The sequence below is a fragment of the Bacteroides sp. 4_1_36 genome (assembly GCF_003466325.1).
In the GTDB taxonomy this organism is placed as follows: Bacteria; Bacteroidota; Bacteroidia; order Bacteroidales; family Bacteroidaceae; genus Bacteroides; species Bacteroides uniformis.
In genome coordinates this window covers 1-14,896 of sequence record NZ_QSOX01000005.1, presented here as the reverse complement: position 1 = coordinate 14,896, position 14,896 = coordinate 1, and the positions used below count along the sequence as shown (strand labels likewise).

Here is a 14,896-nt window from a genome sequence, read left to right as displayed (position 1 = left end):
AATTATCAATTGATATGAAGTATTACTTGATTGTCGGTGAAGCTTCCGGCGACCTGCATGCCTCCCATCTGATGGCTGCATTGAAGGAGGAGGACTCGCAAGCGGAGTTCCGTTTCTTCGGAGGCGACCTCATGGCTGCAGTGGGCGGTGTGATGGTGAAGCATTACAAAGAGTTGGCGTATATGGGGTTCATTCCCGTACTGCTGCATCTGCGCACCATCTTTGCCAATATGAAGCGCTGCAAGGAGGACATTGTTACGTGGCAGCCGGATGTGCTGATTTTGGTGGACTATCCGGGCTTTAATCTGGATATAGCCAAGTTTGTCCATGCCAACACAAGGATTCCTGTCTTTTATTATATTTCTCCCAAGATTTGGGCATGGAAGGAATACCGCATCAAGAATATTAAACGGGATGTGGATGAGCTGTTCTCCATCCTACCGTTCGAGGTGGAGTTTTTTGAAGGGAAGCACGGGTATCCGATACATTATGTCGGCAATCCGACAGTGGATGAAGTGACGGCTTTTCTTGCTTCCAGCTCAGAGACATTCGACGACTTTGTCCGGGCAAACGGACTTTCGGCCAAACCCGTTATTGCTCTGCTGGCTGGTAGCCGCAAGCAGGAAATCAAGGACAATCTGCCCGACATGCTTCGTGCGGCAGCTTCTTTTCCCGATTATCAACTGGTGCTGGCCGGTGCTCCGGGTATTTCCCCCGAGTATTACAAACGTTATGTGGGTGGGGTGGACGTGAAGATTATCTTCAACAAGACATTCCCTTTGTTGAGGCAGGCAGAGGCTGCACTGGTCACTTCGGGGACGGCAACGCTGGAAACAGCTCTGTTTCGTGTGCCGCAAGCGGTATGTTACCATACTCCGATAGGGAAGGTTATCGCTTTCCTGAAACGGCATATACTGAAAGTGAAGTACATTTCCCTGGTCAATCTCATAGCCAACCGGGAGGTGGTGAAAGAGCTGGTTGCAGATACCATGACGGTAGAGCAGGTACGCTCGGAGCTGAACCGCATTTTGTACGATAAGGAATACCGCCGTCAGATGCTCGAGGGATATGAGTATATGGCATCCTGTCTGGGAGAGGCAGGGGCACCCAAACATGCTGCCCGCGAGATGGTGGCATTACTGAGGAGGAGGGAAGAATAATCGAAAAATTAAGAATTTGTTAAAATGGGAAAAGCCGGTGCAGTAAATGCCCGGCTTTTGTATTTTCTATATAGAAACAAATGAAAAGGACTTTGATTATGAAAAAGCTACATTGGTTATTTATGGCAATATGTTTGGCAGTGATGCCCGCTTTGCAATCATGTGATGATAACGACGGATATTCTTTGGGTGATTTTACCCCGCCTTTGTGGGCCACTGTGCGTGTTACGGGAAATGCCTTTTATTTAAACTGCGATGTTTGGGGGACGCTCTGGCCGGTGAATACGGACATAGGGTGGTATGATGCTGTGGATGGGCAGCGTGTGATTACCGTGTTCAATCCTTTGTGGGACAACTATGCAGGATATGACCATGCTGTGAAGCTGCTGCGTCTGCAGAACGTCTTGACGAAAGAGGTGGAGACGCTGACTCCCGAAACCGAAGAGGAATTTGGTAATGACCCCGTGTTTATATATAAAGGTGATATCACCATCAGTGGTGGCTATATGAACATTTTTTTCATGCAGAACCTGCCATCTTCGACTGATAATAAACACCGCATCAGCCTGGTGCGTCCGCAAGAAGATGATGCTTTGTATGGCGAAGATGGATACGTCCATTTGGAACTCCGCTATAACGACTATGATGACCTGACGGGACGTCGTAGTCCTGGTGCTGTCTCCTATAACTTGAACAGTCTGGACATCCCCTCTGAAACCAAAGGCATCAAGTTGAAACTCAATTCAGAAGAGAATGGAGAGGTGGAAGTAACCTTTGATTTGAAAACTGCGGGGAGTAATGAAAAGCTGACTACTAATGTGGATTTGTCCAATATGCAGTTGAAGTAAGAAAGAGTTTGCGAGAGTATATAGTTAGAAAGAGCACCCGTGATTTTGATGTCATTCATCTTGCCCGGGTGCTCTTTTTATATCTGTTTTATGTAAGTTTGGTCATGTGAGCCGTCGTTAGAACATCGTCAAGGCATATAGATAAACAACTGCTGCAGGAATTGCCATCAGGGCACTGTCGAAACGGTCGAGCATCCCTCCATGCCCCGGCAGAATGTTACCGGAATCCTTGATGCCCAATTGGCGTTTCATGAGTGATTCGGTCAGATCGCCCCAAGTGCCGAAAATGACGACAACGATTGCCAGACCTACCCATTGCCATCCTGGCATAAAAGGAAAGAAATGTGCAAAGCCAAGAGAGGAAGCGATGGAGAATATTCCGCCGCCGATGCTGCCCTCCCAGGATTTTTTAGGTGAGATACGTTCGAACAGACGGTGTTTGCCTATCAGCGAACCTACGCAATAGGCACCTGTATCGCTCAACCAGATAAATACGAAAATGGAAAGCGGTAGAATAGGGTTGTAGGTCACACTGCCCGTTTCCGGGGAATTCTGAAAAGCAAGTACGTTCAGCAGGGCAAAGGGGAGTGCCACGTACAATTGGCTTAGCATGGAGTAGGCCCAGTTACCCGTCGGATTCTTTTTCTTGAGGTAAAGTTCCGTAATCATCATGTAGAGCAATAGTCCCAAATAAGGAAGGAATACTCGTGCTCCTACAGACTGCTGGGTACAGAAACTCATCAATGCAAGGAAAAGGTAGGCTCCCCCCAATGCAGTGATGGTCTTGTTTATGCTTACTTCGCCGCTCTTGCTGACTAATTGGGCAAACTCATGTACGCTCAGTGCGTTGATAATGGTGAACAGTATACCGAACGAAAGGGGGCTGTAAAGAATACAGCCCACCAATACTATGACGAATAACACGCCGGTAACGGCACGTTGGATAAAGTTATTTTTCATGCTTTTCTTCTTCCTTGACTTCCTTTTCTGCTTCTATGGCTTTTTGCTCTTCTTCTTGCTCCGCTTTTTTCAGTTCGGCAGCAGTCTTGTTTGCACTGATTTCTTCCGAACGGGAAGCCCATGGACGTTTCCCAAAGATGTGTTCAACGTCTTCGGCAAAGATTACTTCTTTGTCAATCAGCAGTTGTGCCAGCCGGTTGTGCCCTTCTTGGTTTTCGGACAATATTTTCTTGGCACGTTCGTACTGTTCATTAACCATCTGCTTCACTTCTTCGTCAATCAATTCCGCAGTCTTTTCGCTATACGGGCGGTTGAAGGAATATTCCTCATTATTATAATAGCAGAGGTTGGGTAGTTTTTCGCTCATACCCAGATAGGCAATCATACCGTACGCCTGCTTTGTCACGCGTTCCAAGTCATTCATGGCTCCGGTGGATATTCTACCTAAGAATAGGTCTTCGGCGGCACGTCCTCCCAAGGTGGCACACATCTCATCGAGCATCTGTTCCTTAGTGGTGATTTGCCGTTCTTCCGGCAGATACCAAGCCGCGCCCAAAGCGCGTCCACGGGGTACAATGGTTACTTTAATCAGCGGATTGGCGTATTCCAGTAACCAGGAGATGCTGGCATGGCCGGCTTCGTGTATAGCAATGGAACGGCGTTCGGCTTCGGTAGTGATTTTGGTTTTCTTTTCTAATCCCCCCACAATACGGTCTACGGCATCCAGGAAGTCTTGCTTTCCGACGAACTTCTTGCCGTGGCGGGCGGCTATCAAAGCTGCTTCGTTACATACATTGGCAATGTCTGCCCCCGAGAATCCGGGAGTCTGGCGTGCCAGAAGGTCTACATCCACACTATTGTCTATCTTGATGGGGCGCAGGTGTACACCGAATACTTCCTTACGCTCATTAAGGTCGGGTAGGTCTACATGTATCTGGCGGTCAAAACGTCCGGCGCGCAGCAATGCCTTATCCAAAACGTCCACACGGTTGGTGGCGGCTAAGATGATAACACCACTATTGGAGCCGAAACCGTCCATCTCGGTCAGTAACTGGTTCAATGTGTTCTCGCGCTCGTCGTTGCCACCCATAGCGGCTGCTTTGGCACGGGCACGCCCTACAGCGTCAATCTCGTCGATGAACACGATACAAGGCGCTTTTTCCTTTGCTTGGCGGAACAAATCGCGGACACGGGAAGCTCCCACGCCGACAAACATTTCCACAAAGTCGGAACCTGCCAAAGAGAAGAAAGGTACGTTGGCTTCTCCGGCCACGGCCTTTGCAAGCAGGGTCTTTCCGGTTCCCGGAGGGCCTACCAGCAAGGCGCCCTTGGGTATCTTACCTCCCAAATCGGTATATTTCTGGGGCTCTTTCAAGAACTCGACAATTTCTTCTACCTCTTGCTTGGCTTCAGCAAGTCCTGCCACATCCTTGAATGTAATCTTGATGGGGGAACCTTTTTCAAACAATTGGGCCTTGGACTTTCCTACGCTGAAGATGCCTCCACCTCCGCCCATGCCTCCACCACCGCTCATGCGGCGGGACATGAAAATCCAGAAACCGATAAGGAATGCAAAGGGGAGAATCTGCCACAAAATGGCACCGAAGTAGTTCCGCTTTTTTTCGTAGTTAATGGAGCCGTCAAAGTGGGCGTCGTCTCTTTCCTTTTGCAGGAAATTGCCCAGGCTCTCGCGTGAGGGGGCCTCGGTCGTAATAAGCGGATTCTTGCCTACGCGGCTGGAGTCCTGGCGAAATACGTTTCCTACGTGCTGGGGTTTGACGTATGCTTCGACGGAATTGTCGTCGTAGCCGATGACTTTGCTTATATAACCGTCTCGTACATATTGCTGGAATTCATCATAAGAGATGTTTTTAGTTGCCGTACCACTTTCATTGGTCAGGTACAACCCCAGCAACATCATCGCTATAATCATATACAGCCAGTTCAGGTTGAACTTGGGCATATTCACTTTATTGGGTTTCTTGTTGGTATTATTGTCCATACGTTTTGATTAATCGAGGTCAGGAATTTGAGTTAATTTGGCGTCTGCCCATAGGTGCTCCAGATTGTAGAATTCCCTTGTTTCAGGCAGGAAGACATGCACCAATATGTCCGAGTAGTCCATAGCTACCCATTCGGCATTGCGCAGCCCGTCTACGGCAAAGGGCTTGGTATCGGCACCCTTGCGTGTGAAGTCCCTGATGGATTCTACAATGGCTGTCACTTGGCTGGGAGAGTTTCCTTGGCAGATGACGAAATAATTGCATATTGTATCGTCGATTTTTGTCAGATCTGCGATGACGATTTTTTTTCCTTTTTTATCTTGAATACCTTCTGTTATCTGTTGAATCAGTTTCTTCGTTTCGTTCATTATACATTATTATATTAAAACAGTTGACAAATATACGTTGATTTCTCATATCAAACACGCAAAAGAGGAAAACTCTTTCAATTTTTGATTTTTTTTAGTTATATAATCCTTTGGATTACGGTATCTTATCAGTTTTTTGCGAAAAAAATACTCGTTTTTGTTTTGATTTATAGAAATCTTTGTATCTTTGCAACCGCAAAACGGAAATAATAACAATTGGGCTATGGTGTAATGGTAACACTACAGATTCTGGTCCTGTCATTCCTGGTTCGAATCCAGGTAGCCCAACGAACTTACCTTATTTAAGTCAAAAAACCACTAAAATCGCAAGTTTTAGTGGTTTTTTGTTGCTTTTCGACCATGTACGAAAATTTCAGTGTAGGTATTCGGTGGCAAATTCAGTGACAAGGCTTCTGTAAGCCGGAAATATTCTGTAAATTTGTAGCATTTCAACATTAAAGCAGAATTTTATGGCAAAAGAATTAGCACTGAAGTACGGCTGTAACCCTAACCAGAAGCCGGCTCGCATTTTCATGCAGGAGGGGGAGTTACCTATTGAGGTTTTGAATGGACGTCCGGGGTATATTAATTTTATGGATGCCTTGAATGGATGGCAGTTGGTAAAGGAACTGAAAGAGGCGACCGGTATGCCTGCTGCAACTTCATTCAAGCACGTCAGTCCGGCGGGTGCCGCCATCGGCTTGGAACTCAACGAGACAATGAAGAAGATTTATTTTGTGGATAATCTTCCGCTCTCTCCGCTTGCTTGCGCATATGTGCGTGCCCGCGGTGCCGACCGTATGTCTTCCTATGGTGACTTTATCGCTTTGAGTGATGTGTGCGACGAGGCTACTGCACGTTTTATTAACCGCGAGGTCTCGGATGGCGTTATTGCTCCGGGGTATACGGACGAAGCACTGGCTATCTTGAGGGAAAAGCGTAAAGGAACTTACAATGTGATTCAGATAAGTCCCGGCTATAAGCCTGCCCCGATTGAACATAAGGATGTCTTTGGTATCACGTTTGAGCAGGGACGTAATGAGATAAAGCTGAATGGAGATGAACTCTTTGCGAATATTCCTACTCGGAATAAGAATTTCCCGGAAGCAGCGAAACGTGATTTGATGATAGCCCTTATCACTTTGAAATATACGCAGTCGAATTCTGTATGCTATGTGAAGGACGGTCAGGCTATCGGTATTGGTGCCGGCCAGCAGAGCCGTATCCACTGTACTCGCTTGGCGGGCAACAAGGCCGACATTTGGTATTTACGCCAGCATCCGAAGGTGTTGAATTTGCCATGGGTAGAGAAAATCCGCCGTGCCGACCGTGATAATACGATTGATGTCTATATCAGTGAAGACCATGACGATGTGCTGGCTAACGGTGTTTGGCAGCAGTTCTTTACGGAGAAACCTGAAGTGCTGACCCGTGAAGAAAAACGGGCTTGGTTGGATACATTGAAAGGTGTTTCTTTGGGTTCGGATGCATTCTTCCCTTTTGGAGACAATATTGAGCGTGCCCATAAGAGTGGAGTAGATTACATTGCCCAAGCGGGTGGTTCTGTACGCGATGACCATGTGATTGAAACTTGCGATAAATATGGCATTGCCATGTCGTTCACGGGTATCCGTCTGTTCCATCATTGATAAGGGGTATAAAAGTAGGCCCGCCCCCACGGCTGCATAGCTGTAGGGGCGGGTTCCTTTTTTATTAAGTCTTATCTTGTTACGTTATCCTTGGTTTTTGATGTTCTCGTCCACCACTTTTATCTTTTCTTTCACAAGCTCGATGTCTGCTTTCAGCTTTTCCACCTTGCGGTTGATTTCTGTCAGCAGACTATTTCCCTTCTTGGAAGAAGTGGTCAGGAAGCCGAGATTGTTTTCATATGTCTGGAGCTCGTTCTTCATATTGTCGAAGGCACGTACCAGCTTCTCACGTTCCCGGTAAAGGGCTTGTGGACTACCTTCCTGAATGGAGCTGATAGTCGACTTGAAATTGCTTAGCTTCTTGTTGGAGGCACTGATGTTGAAGCGTTCAAACAATTTGTCTATCTGACTATGGTATTGCTTATAGATTCGGTCTTTCTCTTTGAAAGGTACATGTCCTACGCCGTTCCACTCTTTCATGAGGTCGCGTACCAATTGGGTAGCTCCCTCCGTATCCATTTGGTCATCAATAGCATTCAGTTTCTCGATGATGTTTTTTTTCTTTTCCAGATTTTCCTGCTCTACGCTGCGCTGTGAAGAAGTGGCTTTGTTCTTTTGTTCGAAGAAGTAGTCACAAGCGGAGATGAAACGTTTCCATACGGCATCCGAATATTTCTTTGCTACCGGACCGATGGTTTTCCATTCTTTCTGAAGTTTGGTCAGTTCATCGGCAGTTACTTTCCAGTCGGTACTGTCCTTAAGAGCTTCTGCTTTTTCGCACAAGGCACGCTTCTTTTCCAGGTTTTCGTTCATACCTTCCTTCAGGGTCTTGAAGAACTCTCCCTTTTTACGGAAGAACTCGTCGCACGCTTTGCGGAAACGTTCGAAAATCTTCACGTTCATTTTTTGCGGAGCGAAACCGATGGTCTTCCATTTGTTTTGAAGTGCGATGACTTCTTGCGTTTTGCTCTCCCAAGAAGCAAAGTTTGTCAGTTCTTTGTAGTCGATGGCTTCTATGATTTCGCAAATTACGGTCTTTTGGTCAAGATTGTGTTGTTCCACTTCCTTCAATGCTTCGAAATGTTGCTGGTGACGTCGATTTACGGTTGTAGAGGCAGCTTTGAAACGTGCCCAGATTTCGTCGCGTAGTTCCTTGGCTACCGGCCCTGTATCACGAAATTCTTGATGTAGCTTCTGTAACTGATGGAAAGCTGAAACTACATCCGCTTCATCCGCCAGCTTTTCGGCAGCTTCACAGAGATGTGTCTTGATTTCCAAATTCTTCTTGAAATCGTATTCGCGGAATTCATTGTTCAGTTTCAGAAGGTCATAGAATTTCTCAACATACAATTGGTAGTTTTTCCAAAGCTCGTTGACCTTAGCTTGCGGAACGAGTTTAACTTCGTTCCATTGCTGCTGTAGTTTCTTGAACTCCGTATAGCTCTTGTTGGCGTCATCTGGAGATTCAACCAGCTCCTTCAGCTCTTCGATGATGGAAAGCTTTACCTGCAGGTTCATTTCCTTCTGCTTCTCCAGTTCGGCTGTGAGTGCGCTTCTTTTTTCTTTGATGACGGACATGATATTCTTGAACTCTTCTTCCACACTGTCTGTTTGTGGAACAAAGTTCTCCGCGGCGCCTCCGTTTTCAATGAACAGTTTTCTGGCCGCTTCCTGCTCAGCATTGTGCAGCTTGTAGAAAGATTGCTTCAAACCGTCTATTTCAGGTTTTGCCACGTTCTCCACGTCTGCAACCACCTCTTTGAGTTTGGCAAGTATTTCCTCTTTCGTGAGCTTCTGAACTGGCTCTACCGGCTTTTCCGAAACGATTTCTTCAGCGGGAGTTTCTGTTGTTGCCGGTTCAGAAACCTCTGCTGTCTTCTTTTCTTCTTCTAATTCCACCGGCTTTTCGGGGAGATTAGTGTCATGAGTGTCCGTCATTGTATTTACTTTTTTAGAAACGGGTTCCTCCCGTTCGGGTTACATTAGGCTACAAATTAATGAAATAAAATGATTACTTCATACAATTTGCCTTGATTTTTTTCTATTTTCTTGTTTTTATGACAGTAAGACAGTGATACCCATGTACAGCATCATGCCTATAATGTCATTGGTAATGGAGATAAACGGGCCGGTGGCAATGGCCGGGTCAACCTTCAGTTTCTCTAAAGTCATGGGGACCAGCGTTCCGAAGATGGAGGCGAACATGACGACTGCAAAGAGGCTGATGGAGACGGAATAAGTGACCGTAGCCGTAGCTCCGAACCGGATAAAATTATAGATGTATACCAGCAGGGAGATGATGGTGGCATTGATGACCGCCACTACTGCTTCCTTGGCTACCTGCTTGAAGGTGTCTTTGGCATCCAGTGAGCTGTTGGCAAGGCCTTGCACGATGATGGCAGACGACTGGGTTCCCACGTTTCCCCCCGTACCACCAATCAACGGAATATAAAGGGCCATTTCCGGATGGGCGGCGAAAGTCGTGTCGAAGTTACCCAATATCATGGAGTTGCCTATACCGCCTAACATACCGATAAGTAACCATGGAAGGCGAGCAGAAGTTTGGCGCATGACATTATCGTCCGTTTCTACATCTTGGGACAAACCGGATGCCAGCTGGTAATCACGTTCCGACTGTTCGCGGACTTCGTCCATAACGTCGTCTACGGTAATCTGGCCTACCAGACGCCCGATACTGTCTACAACAGGAGCTGCCACCAAGTCATACTTTTCGATGATTTGTACCACTTCGTCAATGGGGGTATCTACATGGACGGAGATAGGATCTTTCCGCATCACATGCTTTACCTTGGAGACAGAAGGGGAAGTTATCATTTTCTTCAATGGGAATACCCCTTGCAGACGGTCTTCGTCGTCGATGACGTATACGTAGTAAATTTCATCCAGCTTTTCAGCTTGCAGGCGCATTTCCTTCAGGCACTCCGGCATACTCCAGTTTTCATTGACAGTCACCATTTCCGTACCCATCAAACCACCGGCAGTGTCTTCATCATATTTCAGCAGGTCAACGATGTCACCGGCTTGTTCTATATCTTCGATGTGCGAAAGTACTTCCTCCTGCTTGTCTTCATCAAGTTCGCGCATCAGGTCTACGGCATCGTCCGTGTCCATATAATCCACGAAACGCTTGGCAATGGTCTCCGAAGGAAGAAGTTCCAGGAATTCTTTCCGGATGTCTTCGTCCATTTCAACCAGTACGTCCGCTGCCGTTTCGTTGTCAAGGAGGCGGTAAACGAAGCGGGCTTCCTCCAAGCCGAGGTCATTACACAGTTCTGCAATATCTGCCGGGTGAAGGTCGGTCAAAAGTGTTTTGACGTTTTCCGCGTCTTTCTGTTCTATCAGGCTTTTGACTTTGTCTATGTATTCTTCGTCTATTTCCATGATTGTTCGTGTTTAATCACTAACCATTAATCATTAATCGTTCTCAATGCCTGTTCCACTTGGTTGGTCAGCTGAATAAATTCCTGTACGGACAGTTGTTCCGGGCGTTTATTAAATAATACGTCCTCCGTCAGTGGACAGTCTTTGCCGAGTATCGGTTTTATGGAGTTCCGTAGAGTCTTGCGTCGTTGGTTGAACGTGGTTTTCACTACTTGCTTGAACAATTTCTCGTCGCAGCCTAAATCGTGCGTTTCATTGCGCATCATGCAGATGACGGCACTTTTAACTTTTGGGGGCGGGTTGAAGACATGTTCGTGTACCGTAAACAAGTACTCCACTTTGTACCATGCTTGTATCAGTACACTTAGAATTCCGTATGTCTTGCTGCCCGGCCCGGCGGCTATGCGCTCGGCTACTTCCTTTTGTATCATACCCGTACAGCAGGGAATCAGATCCTTATATTCCAGCATTTTGAAGAATATCTGGCTGGAGATATTATAAGGATAGTTTCCCGTCAGCACAAAAGGTTGCCCGCCAAACAACCGTTGCAGGTTCATTTTGAGGAAGTCGTCCTCAATAATGTTGTCTTCCAGTTGCGGATAGGCTTCCCGTAGGTAGGCTACTGACTCGTAGTCCAGTTCTACTACTTTGACGTTGCGTTCTTTGGGCAGAAGAAACTGGGTCAGTACTCCCATTCCCGGACCAACTTCGAGGATGGGAATTTCGGGACAGACATCTACCGTGTCGGCAATGTCTTGTGCCACTTTCAGGTCTTTCAGGAAGTGTTGCCCGAGAAACTTTTTAGGTTTAACTACTCTCATGTATCAACTAAATCATTACTTTTGCTCCGTAAACGTAGGCTGTCGTGTGAACAACAACCTGTCTTTATACGGAGCAAAGGTAGTTCTTTTCAATGAAGAATGAAGAATGAAGAATGAAGAATTTGGGAATATCGTATGAATAAGCTGCTAAAAAAGACATTGAAAATCATCTTACCCATTTTATTAGGTGGTTTTATCCTCTATTGGGTATATCGTGATTTTGACTTTTCAAAGGCAGAAGAAGTTCTCCTTCATCAGACGAACTGGTGGTGGATGTTGTTGTCCTTGTTCTTCGGTGTGATGAGCCATGTGTTACGAGGCTGGCGTTGGAAGCAGACTTTGGAGCCACTGGATGCTCATCCCAAAACAAGCGATTGCGTCGATGCCATTTTCGTATCTTATGCCACCAATCTGGTACTGCCCCGTGTGGGAGAGGTTTCACGTTGTGGAGTACTTGCCAAATATGATAATGTTTCCTTTGCGAAGTCCTTGGGGACGGTGGTGACAGAGCGGTTGGTAGATACGCTTTGCATTCTGCTGATTACGGGGATTACTTTTTTGGTGCAGATGCCCGTTTTTTTCCGTTTTTTCGAGGAGACGGGCACCAAGATTCCTTCGCTGGTGCATCTTGTGACTTCCCCTTGGTTTTATGTGGCTTTTTTTTCTATTATTGGTGTTTTGGTACTTCTCTATTTTCTGTTGCGTATGCTTTCTTTTTTTGAAAAGGTAAAGGGAGTAGTCTTGAATATATGGGAAGGTGTGATGTCGCTTAAGAATGTGAAGAATGTGCCTTTGTTTGTTCTTTACACTTTACTTATTTGGCTATGCTATTTCTATCATTTCTATATAACTTTCTATTGCTTCCAGTTTACGGAGCACCTTAGTTTCCTTGCCGGGCTGGTGATGTTTGTCGGCGGAACGTTTGCAGTCATTGTTCCCACGCCCAACGGGGCAGGACCCTGGCACTTTGCTGTCATCACTATGATGATGCTTTATGGGGTAAATGCTACGGATGCGGGTATATTTGCTCTGATAGTGCATGGCATACAGACGTTGCTGGTGATAGTGTTAGGCATCTACGGGTCGTTGCACCTGGCATTGGCGAATAGGGCAAAGAAATAGACGTTTCTTGTGGTGGGTTCCTATATTGTCACTTCTTGTGTTAGAGGACAGAGACAGTACTTATAGAGAGTACTCCTTTAAAAGTACTGTAATACTTCTTTGCAAGTACTTCAGTACTTCCTTATAAGTACTGAAGCCTAAAGGTTGTTGGAAGATTGGTTTCTTTAAACGATATTGTTGCTTGGATATAGAAGTGGGAGAAATTCCTAAATATGGTAGCTATATTAGGTGCAGATGTTCTATCGCAATATGTGAAGATGTAAAAGCCATGTTTAAGATAGCTGATGATTTAGTACTTTAGAAAAATCCCGGTTTATTGTACTTTCCGAGAATAAACCGTTATATTTGCGAAAACTAACTTTTTAGAATTATGAGTACAATCTTACAGTTAGCTCCACAGAATGTATGGAAGCACTTTTATTCACTGACCCAGATTCCCCGTCCGTCAGGACATATGGAGAAGATTACCAAATTCCTTATTGATTTTGGAAAAGGCTTGGGGTTGGAATCATTTGTCGACGAGGTCGGCAATGTTATTATTCGTAAGCCTGCCACTCCGGGTATGGAAAACCGCAAAGGCATCATCCTTCAGGCGCATATGGACATGGTGCCTCAGAAGAACAACGATACTATTCACGATTTTACAACAGATCCCATTGAAACCTATGTTGACGGTGATTGGGTGAAAGCCAAAGGTACCACGCTGGGAGCAGATAATGGTTTGGGAGTAGCTGCCATTATGGCGGTGCTCGAAGATAATAACTTGAAGCATGGCCCATTGGAAGCCCTGATTACCAAGGATGAAGAAACGGGAATGTATGGTGCATTCGGTTTGAAACCCGGAACTATGCAAGGGGAAATTCTGCTGAACCTTGACTCTGAGGACGAAGGCGAACTCTATATCGGCTGTGCCGGTGGTCTTGATATTACTGCTACTTTGGAATATAAGGAGGAGACGCCTATGGCCGATTTCGTTGCCCGTAAGATTACGCTGAAAGGTTTGCGTGGCGGTCACTCCGGTTTGGAAATCAATGAAGGGCGCGGTAATGCCAATAAATTGCTGGCACGCATCGTACATGATTTGCTGATTGAGTTTGACTCCCAGCTGGCAAGTTTTGAAGGTGGTAATATGCGTAATGCTATCCCCCGCGAAGCACATGCGGTATTGGTGTTCAATCCTGAGGATATGGACGGTTTGGAAGATTATATGAAGGAATACGAGGCACAACTGAATGACGAATATGCTCCGATTGAAAGTGGTATTACCCTGAGTATAGAAGAGGTAACTCTACCCACTGCCGTTGTTCCTTCAGAAATTCAGGATAATATGATTAACGTGTTGATGGCTTGCCAGAATGGTGTGATGCGTATGATTCCTACTGTTCCCGATACTGTAGAAACTTCCTCCAATTTGGCTATCGTAATCATTGCAGACGGTAAGGCCGAAGTTCGTATTTTGGCGCGTAGTTCTTGCGATACGATGAAGGATTTCCTGGCAGACAGCCTGACAGCTTGTTTCGCTATGGCAGGTATGAAGGTGGAATTGAGTGGTGGCTATTCCGGATGGCAGCCTAATGTGGATTCTCCTATACTGCATGCCATGAAGCTGTCCTATAAGCAGCAGTTTGGTGTGGAACCTGCCGTGAAGGTTATTCACGCAGGTCTGGAATGCGGTATTATTGGTGCCAATTGTCCAGGACTCGATATGATTTCTTTCGGTCCCACTTTGCGTTCTCCGCATTCACCGGACGAGCGTGCGTTAATTCCTACTGTTTCCAAGTTCTATGATTTCTTGGTGGCTACATTGGAGCAGACTCCTGAAAAGTAGAGAATACTTTATGTAATGAATAGGGGCAGGGTGCTTTATTAAGTATCCTGCCTTTTTTGTCTGTGACAGTTTGTCCTCTTTCTGCCAGAATGTCCCAGACTTATTACAATGGTATGTCAATATCCTTGCACTTTCTCCCTAAAAATTGACCTAAGTCAAGAAATATGTTATAAAACATGTTTTCTATCCGTTTTTTGCTTGTTATCTTGAACAAAGGCTCTATTTTTGTGTTGTAAAACATGAAAACAATAGAAAACTAGTAGATTTTTTAAGGATAACAAGATTGATTTTAGGAGGATAACAAAATGAAAATGTTAAAGAGTTTTTTTAAGCATGTCGGCGAAGCCGATAAGAACATTTGGGGTTACGTAATGCTTTAAGCATTCCCCCCCCCCTTCGTGAAGTATTGAATTTTAGTTTTCAGGTATTAGTTTAATTTTTTAAGATTATGAAAAAGAAGATTGCAAATTCATTTAAGCACATTCTTACCGCAGCTGGTAAGAATTGGATGGAGGCAATGAGATATTATAGCCTCCAAATGTGAGTACACTAACATTTAAGTATAGCACAAGGGATATGTTTGCAAACATATCCCTTGTTTTTTTGTAGGAGTAGAATAAGATTTTTTATGTCCAAAAGTACATTTGTTTGAACTTTATTCACTTCCTTTGTTATTAATCCTCAAATCCGCAACTAAGCTCTTCAGCGTCCTTCTTGCGTCTAAACGTCCTCTCA

11 protein-coding genes and 1 tRNA gene are annotated in these 14,896 nt (G+C 45.5%); 6 read left to right on the top strand and 6 right to left on the bottom strand.

Features of this window, described 5'->3' with window-relative positions; all coding sequences use genetic code 11:
* Positions 1-14 precede the first annotated feature (14 nt).
* Both lpxB and DXD65_RS06890 read left to right on the top strand, forming a co-directional pair.
* The gene (lpxB, locus tag DXD65_RS06895) at positions 15-1,160 is read left to right on the top strand and encodes a lipid-A-disaccharide synthase (protein ID WP_005835179.1); all 1,146 of its coding nucleotides are present in this window, start codon (positions 15-17) and stop codon (positions 1,158-1,160) included.
* 98 nt (positions 1,161-1,258) lie between these two features.
* Positions 1,259-2,008, top strand: a complete 750-nt coding sequence (locus DXD65_RS06890; RefSeq protein ID WP_005835182.1) for a NigD-like protein — start codon at positions 1,259-1,261, stop codon at positions 2,006-2,008.
* A 117-nt stretch (positions 2,009-2,125) separates the two neighbouring features.
* On the opposite strand, the gene DXD65_RS06885 is transcribed toward DXD65_RS06890, so the two are convergent.
* From DXD65_RS06885 to rsfS, 3 genes are read right to left on the bottom strand one after another with little or no spacing between them, the layout of a single operon-like run.
* The gene (locus tag DXD65_RS06885) at positions 2,126-2,968 is read right to left on the bottom strand and encodes a phosphatidate cytidylyltransferase (RefSeq protein ID WP_005835184.1); all 843 of its coding nucleotides are present in this window, start codon (positions 2,966-2,968) and stop codon (positions 2,126-2,128) included.
* Positions 2,958-4,970, bottom strand: coding sequence for an ATP-dependent zinc metalloprotease FtsH (gene ftsH, locus DXD65_RS06880; RefSeq protein ID WP_005824037.1), 2,013 nt, complete (start codon positions 4,968-4,970; stop codon positions 2,958-2,960). Before ftsH ends, DXD65_RS06885 begins: the two co-directional genes overlap by 11 nt.
* A gap of 9 nt (positions 4,971-4,979) precedes the next feature.
* Positions 4,980-5,339 carry a ribosome silencing factor gene (gene rsfS, locus DXD65_RS06875; protein ID WP_005824036.1) on the bottom strand — a complete coding sequence of 120 codons (360 nt, stop codon included), beginning with the start codon at positions 5,337-5,339 and terminating at the stop codon, positions 4,980-4,982.
* Positions 5,340-5,556: 217 nt separating this feature from the next.
* On the opposite strand from rsfS, the gene DXD65_RS06870 reads away from it, so the two are divergent.
* Together DXD65_RS06870 and DXD65_RS06865 are read left to right on the top strand one after the other, a co-directional pair.
* Positions 5,557-5,627 (top strand) — tRNA-Gln (locus tag DXD65_RS06870).
* Between the two features lie 182 nt (positions 5,628-5,809).
* Entirely contained in the window at positions 5,810-6,988 is a 1,179-nt protein-coding gene (locus DXD65_RS06865; protein WP_005824030.1) for a phosphoribosylaminoimidazolecarboxamide formyltransferase, read from the top strand.
* A gap of 84 nt (positions 6,989-7,072) precedes the next feature.
* On the opposite strand, the gene DXD65_RS06860 is transcribed toward DXD65_RS06865, so the two are convergent.
* The 3 genes from DXD65_RS06860 to rsmA all read right to left on the bottom strand — a co-directional run bounded on the left by DXD65_RS06860 (position 7,073) and on the right by rsmA (position 11,211).
* Positions 7,073-8,926, bottom strand: a complete 1,854-nt coding sequence (locus DXD65_RS06860) for a DUF349 domain-containing protein (RefSeq protein WP_008665652.1) — start codon at positions 8,924-8,926, stop codon at positions 7,073-7,075.
* A gap of 117 nt (positions 8,927-9,043) precedes the next feature.
* Positions 9,044-10,390: a magnesium transporter gene (gene mgtE, locus DXD65_RS06855; protein WP_005824027.1), complete on the bottom strand. Its 1,347-nt coding sequence runs from the start codon at positions 10,388-10,390 to the stop codon at positions 9,044-9,046.
* 26 nt (positions 10,391-10,416) lie between these two features.
* Positions 10,417-11,211, bottom strand: a complete 795-nt coding sequence (gene rsmA, locus DXD65_RS06850) for a 16S rRNA (adenine(1518)-N(6)/adenine(1519)-N(6))-dimethyltransferase RsmA (protein ID WP_005824025.1) — start codon at positions 11,209-11,211, stop codon at positions 10,417-10,419.
* Between the two features lie 135 nt (positions 11,212-11,346).
* On the opposite strand from rsmA, the gene DXD65_RS06845 reads away from it, so the two are divergent.
* Together DXD65_RS06845 and DXD65_RS06840 are read left to right on the top strand one after the other, a co-directional pair.
* Complete coding sequence (locus tag DXD65_RS06845; RefSeq protein ID WP_009037168.1) at positions 11,347-12,333, top strand: lysylphosphatidylglycerol synthase transmembrane domain-containing protein; 987 nt, start codon at positions 11,347-11,349, stop codon at positions 12,331-12,333.
* A 370-nt stretch (positions 12,334-12,703) separates the two neighbouring features.
* Positions 12,704-14,161 (top strand): aminoacyl-histidine dipeptidase, encoded by a 1,458-nt coding sequence (locus DXD65_RS06840; protein ID WP_009037167.1) that lies wholly within the window; start codon positions 12,704-12,706, stop codon positions 14,159-14,161.
* Positions 14,162-14,896 lie beyond the last annotated feature (735 nt).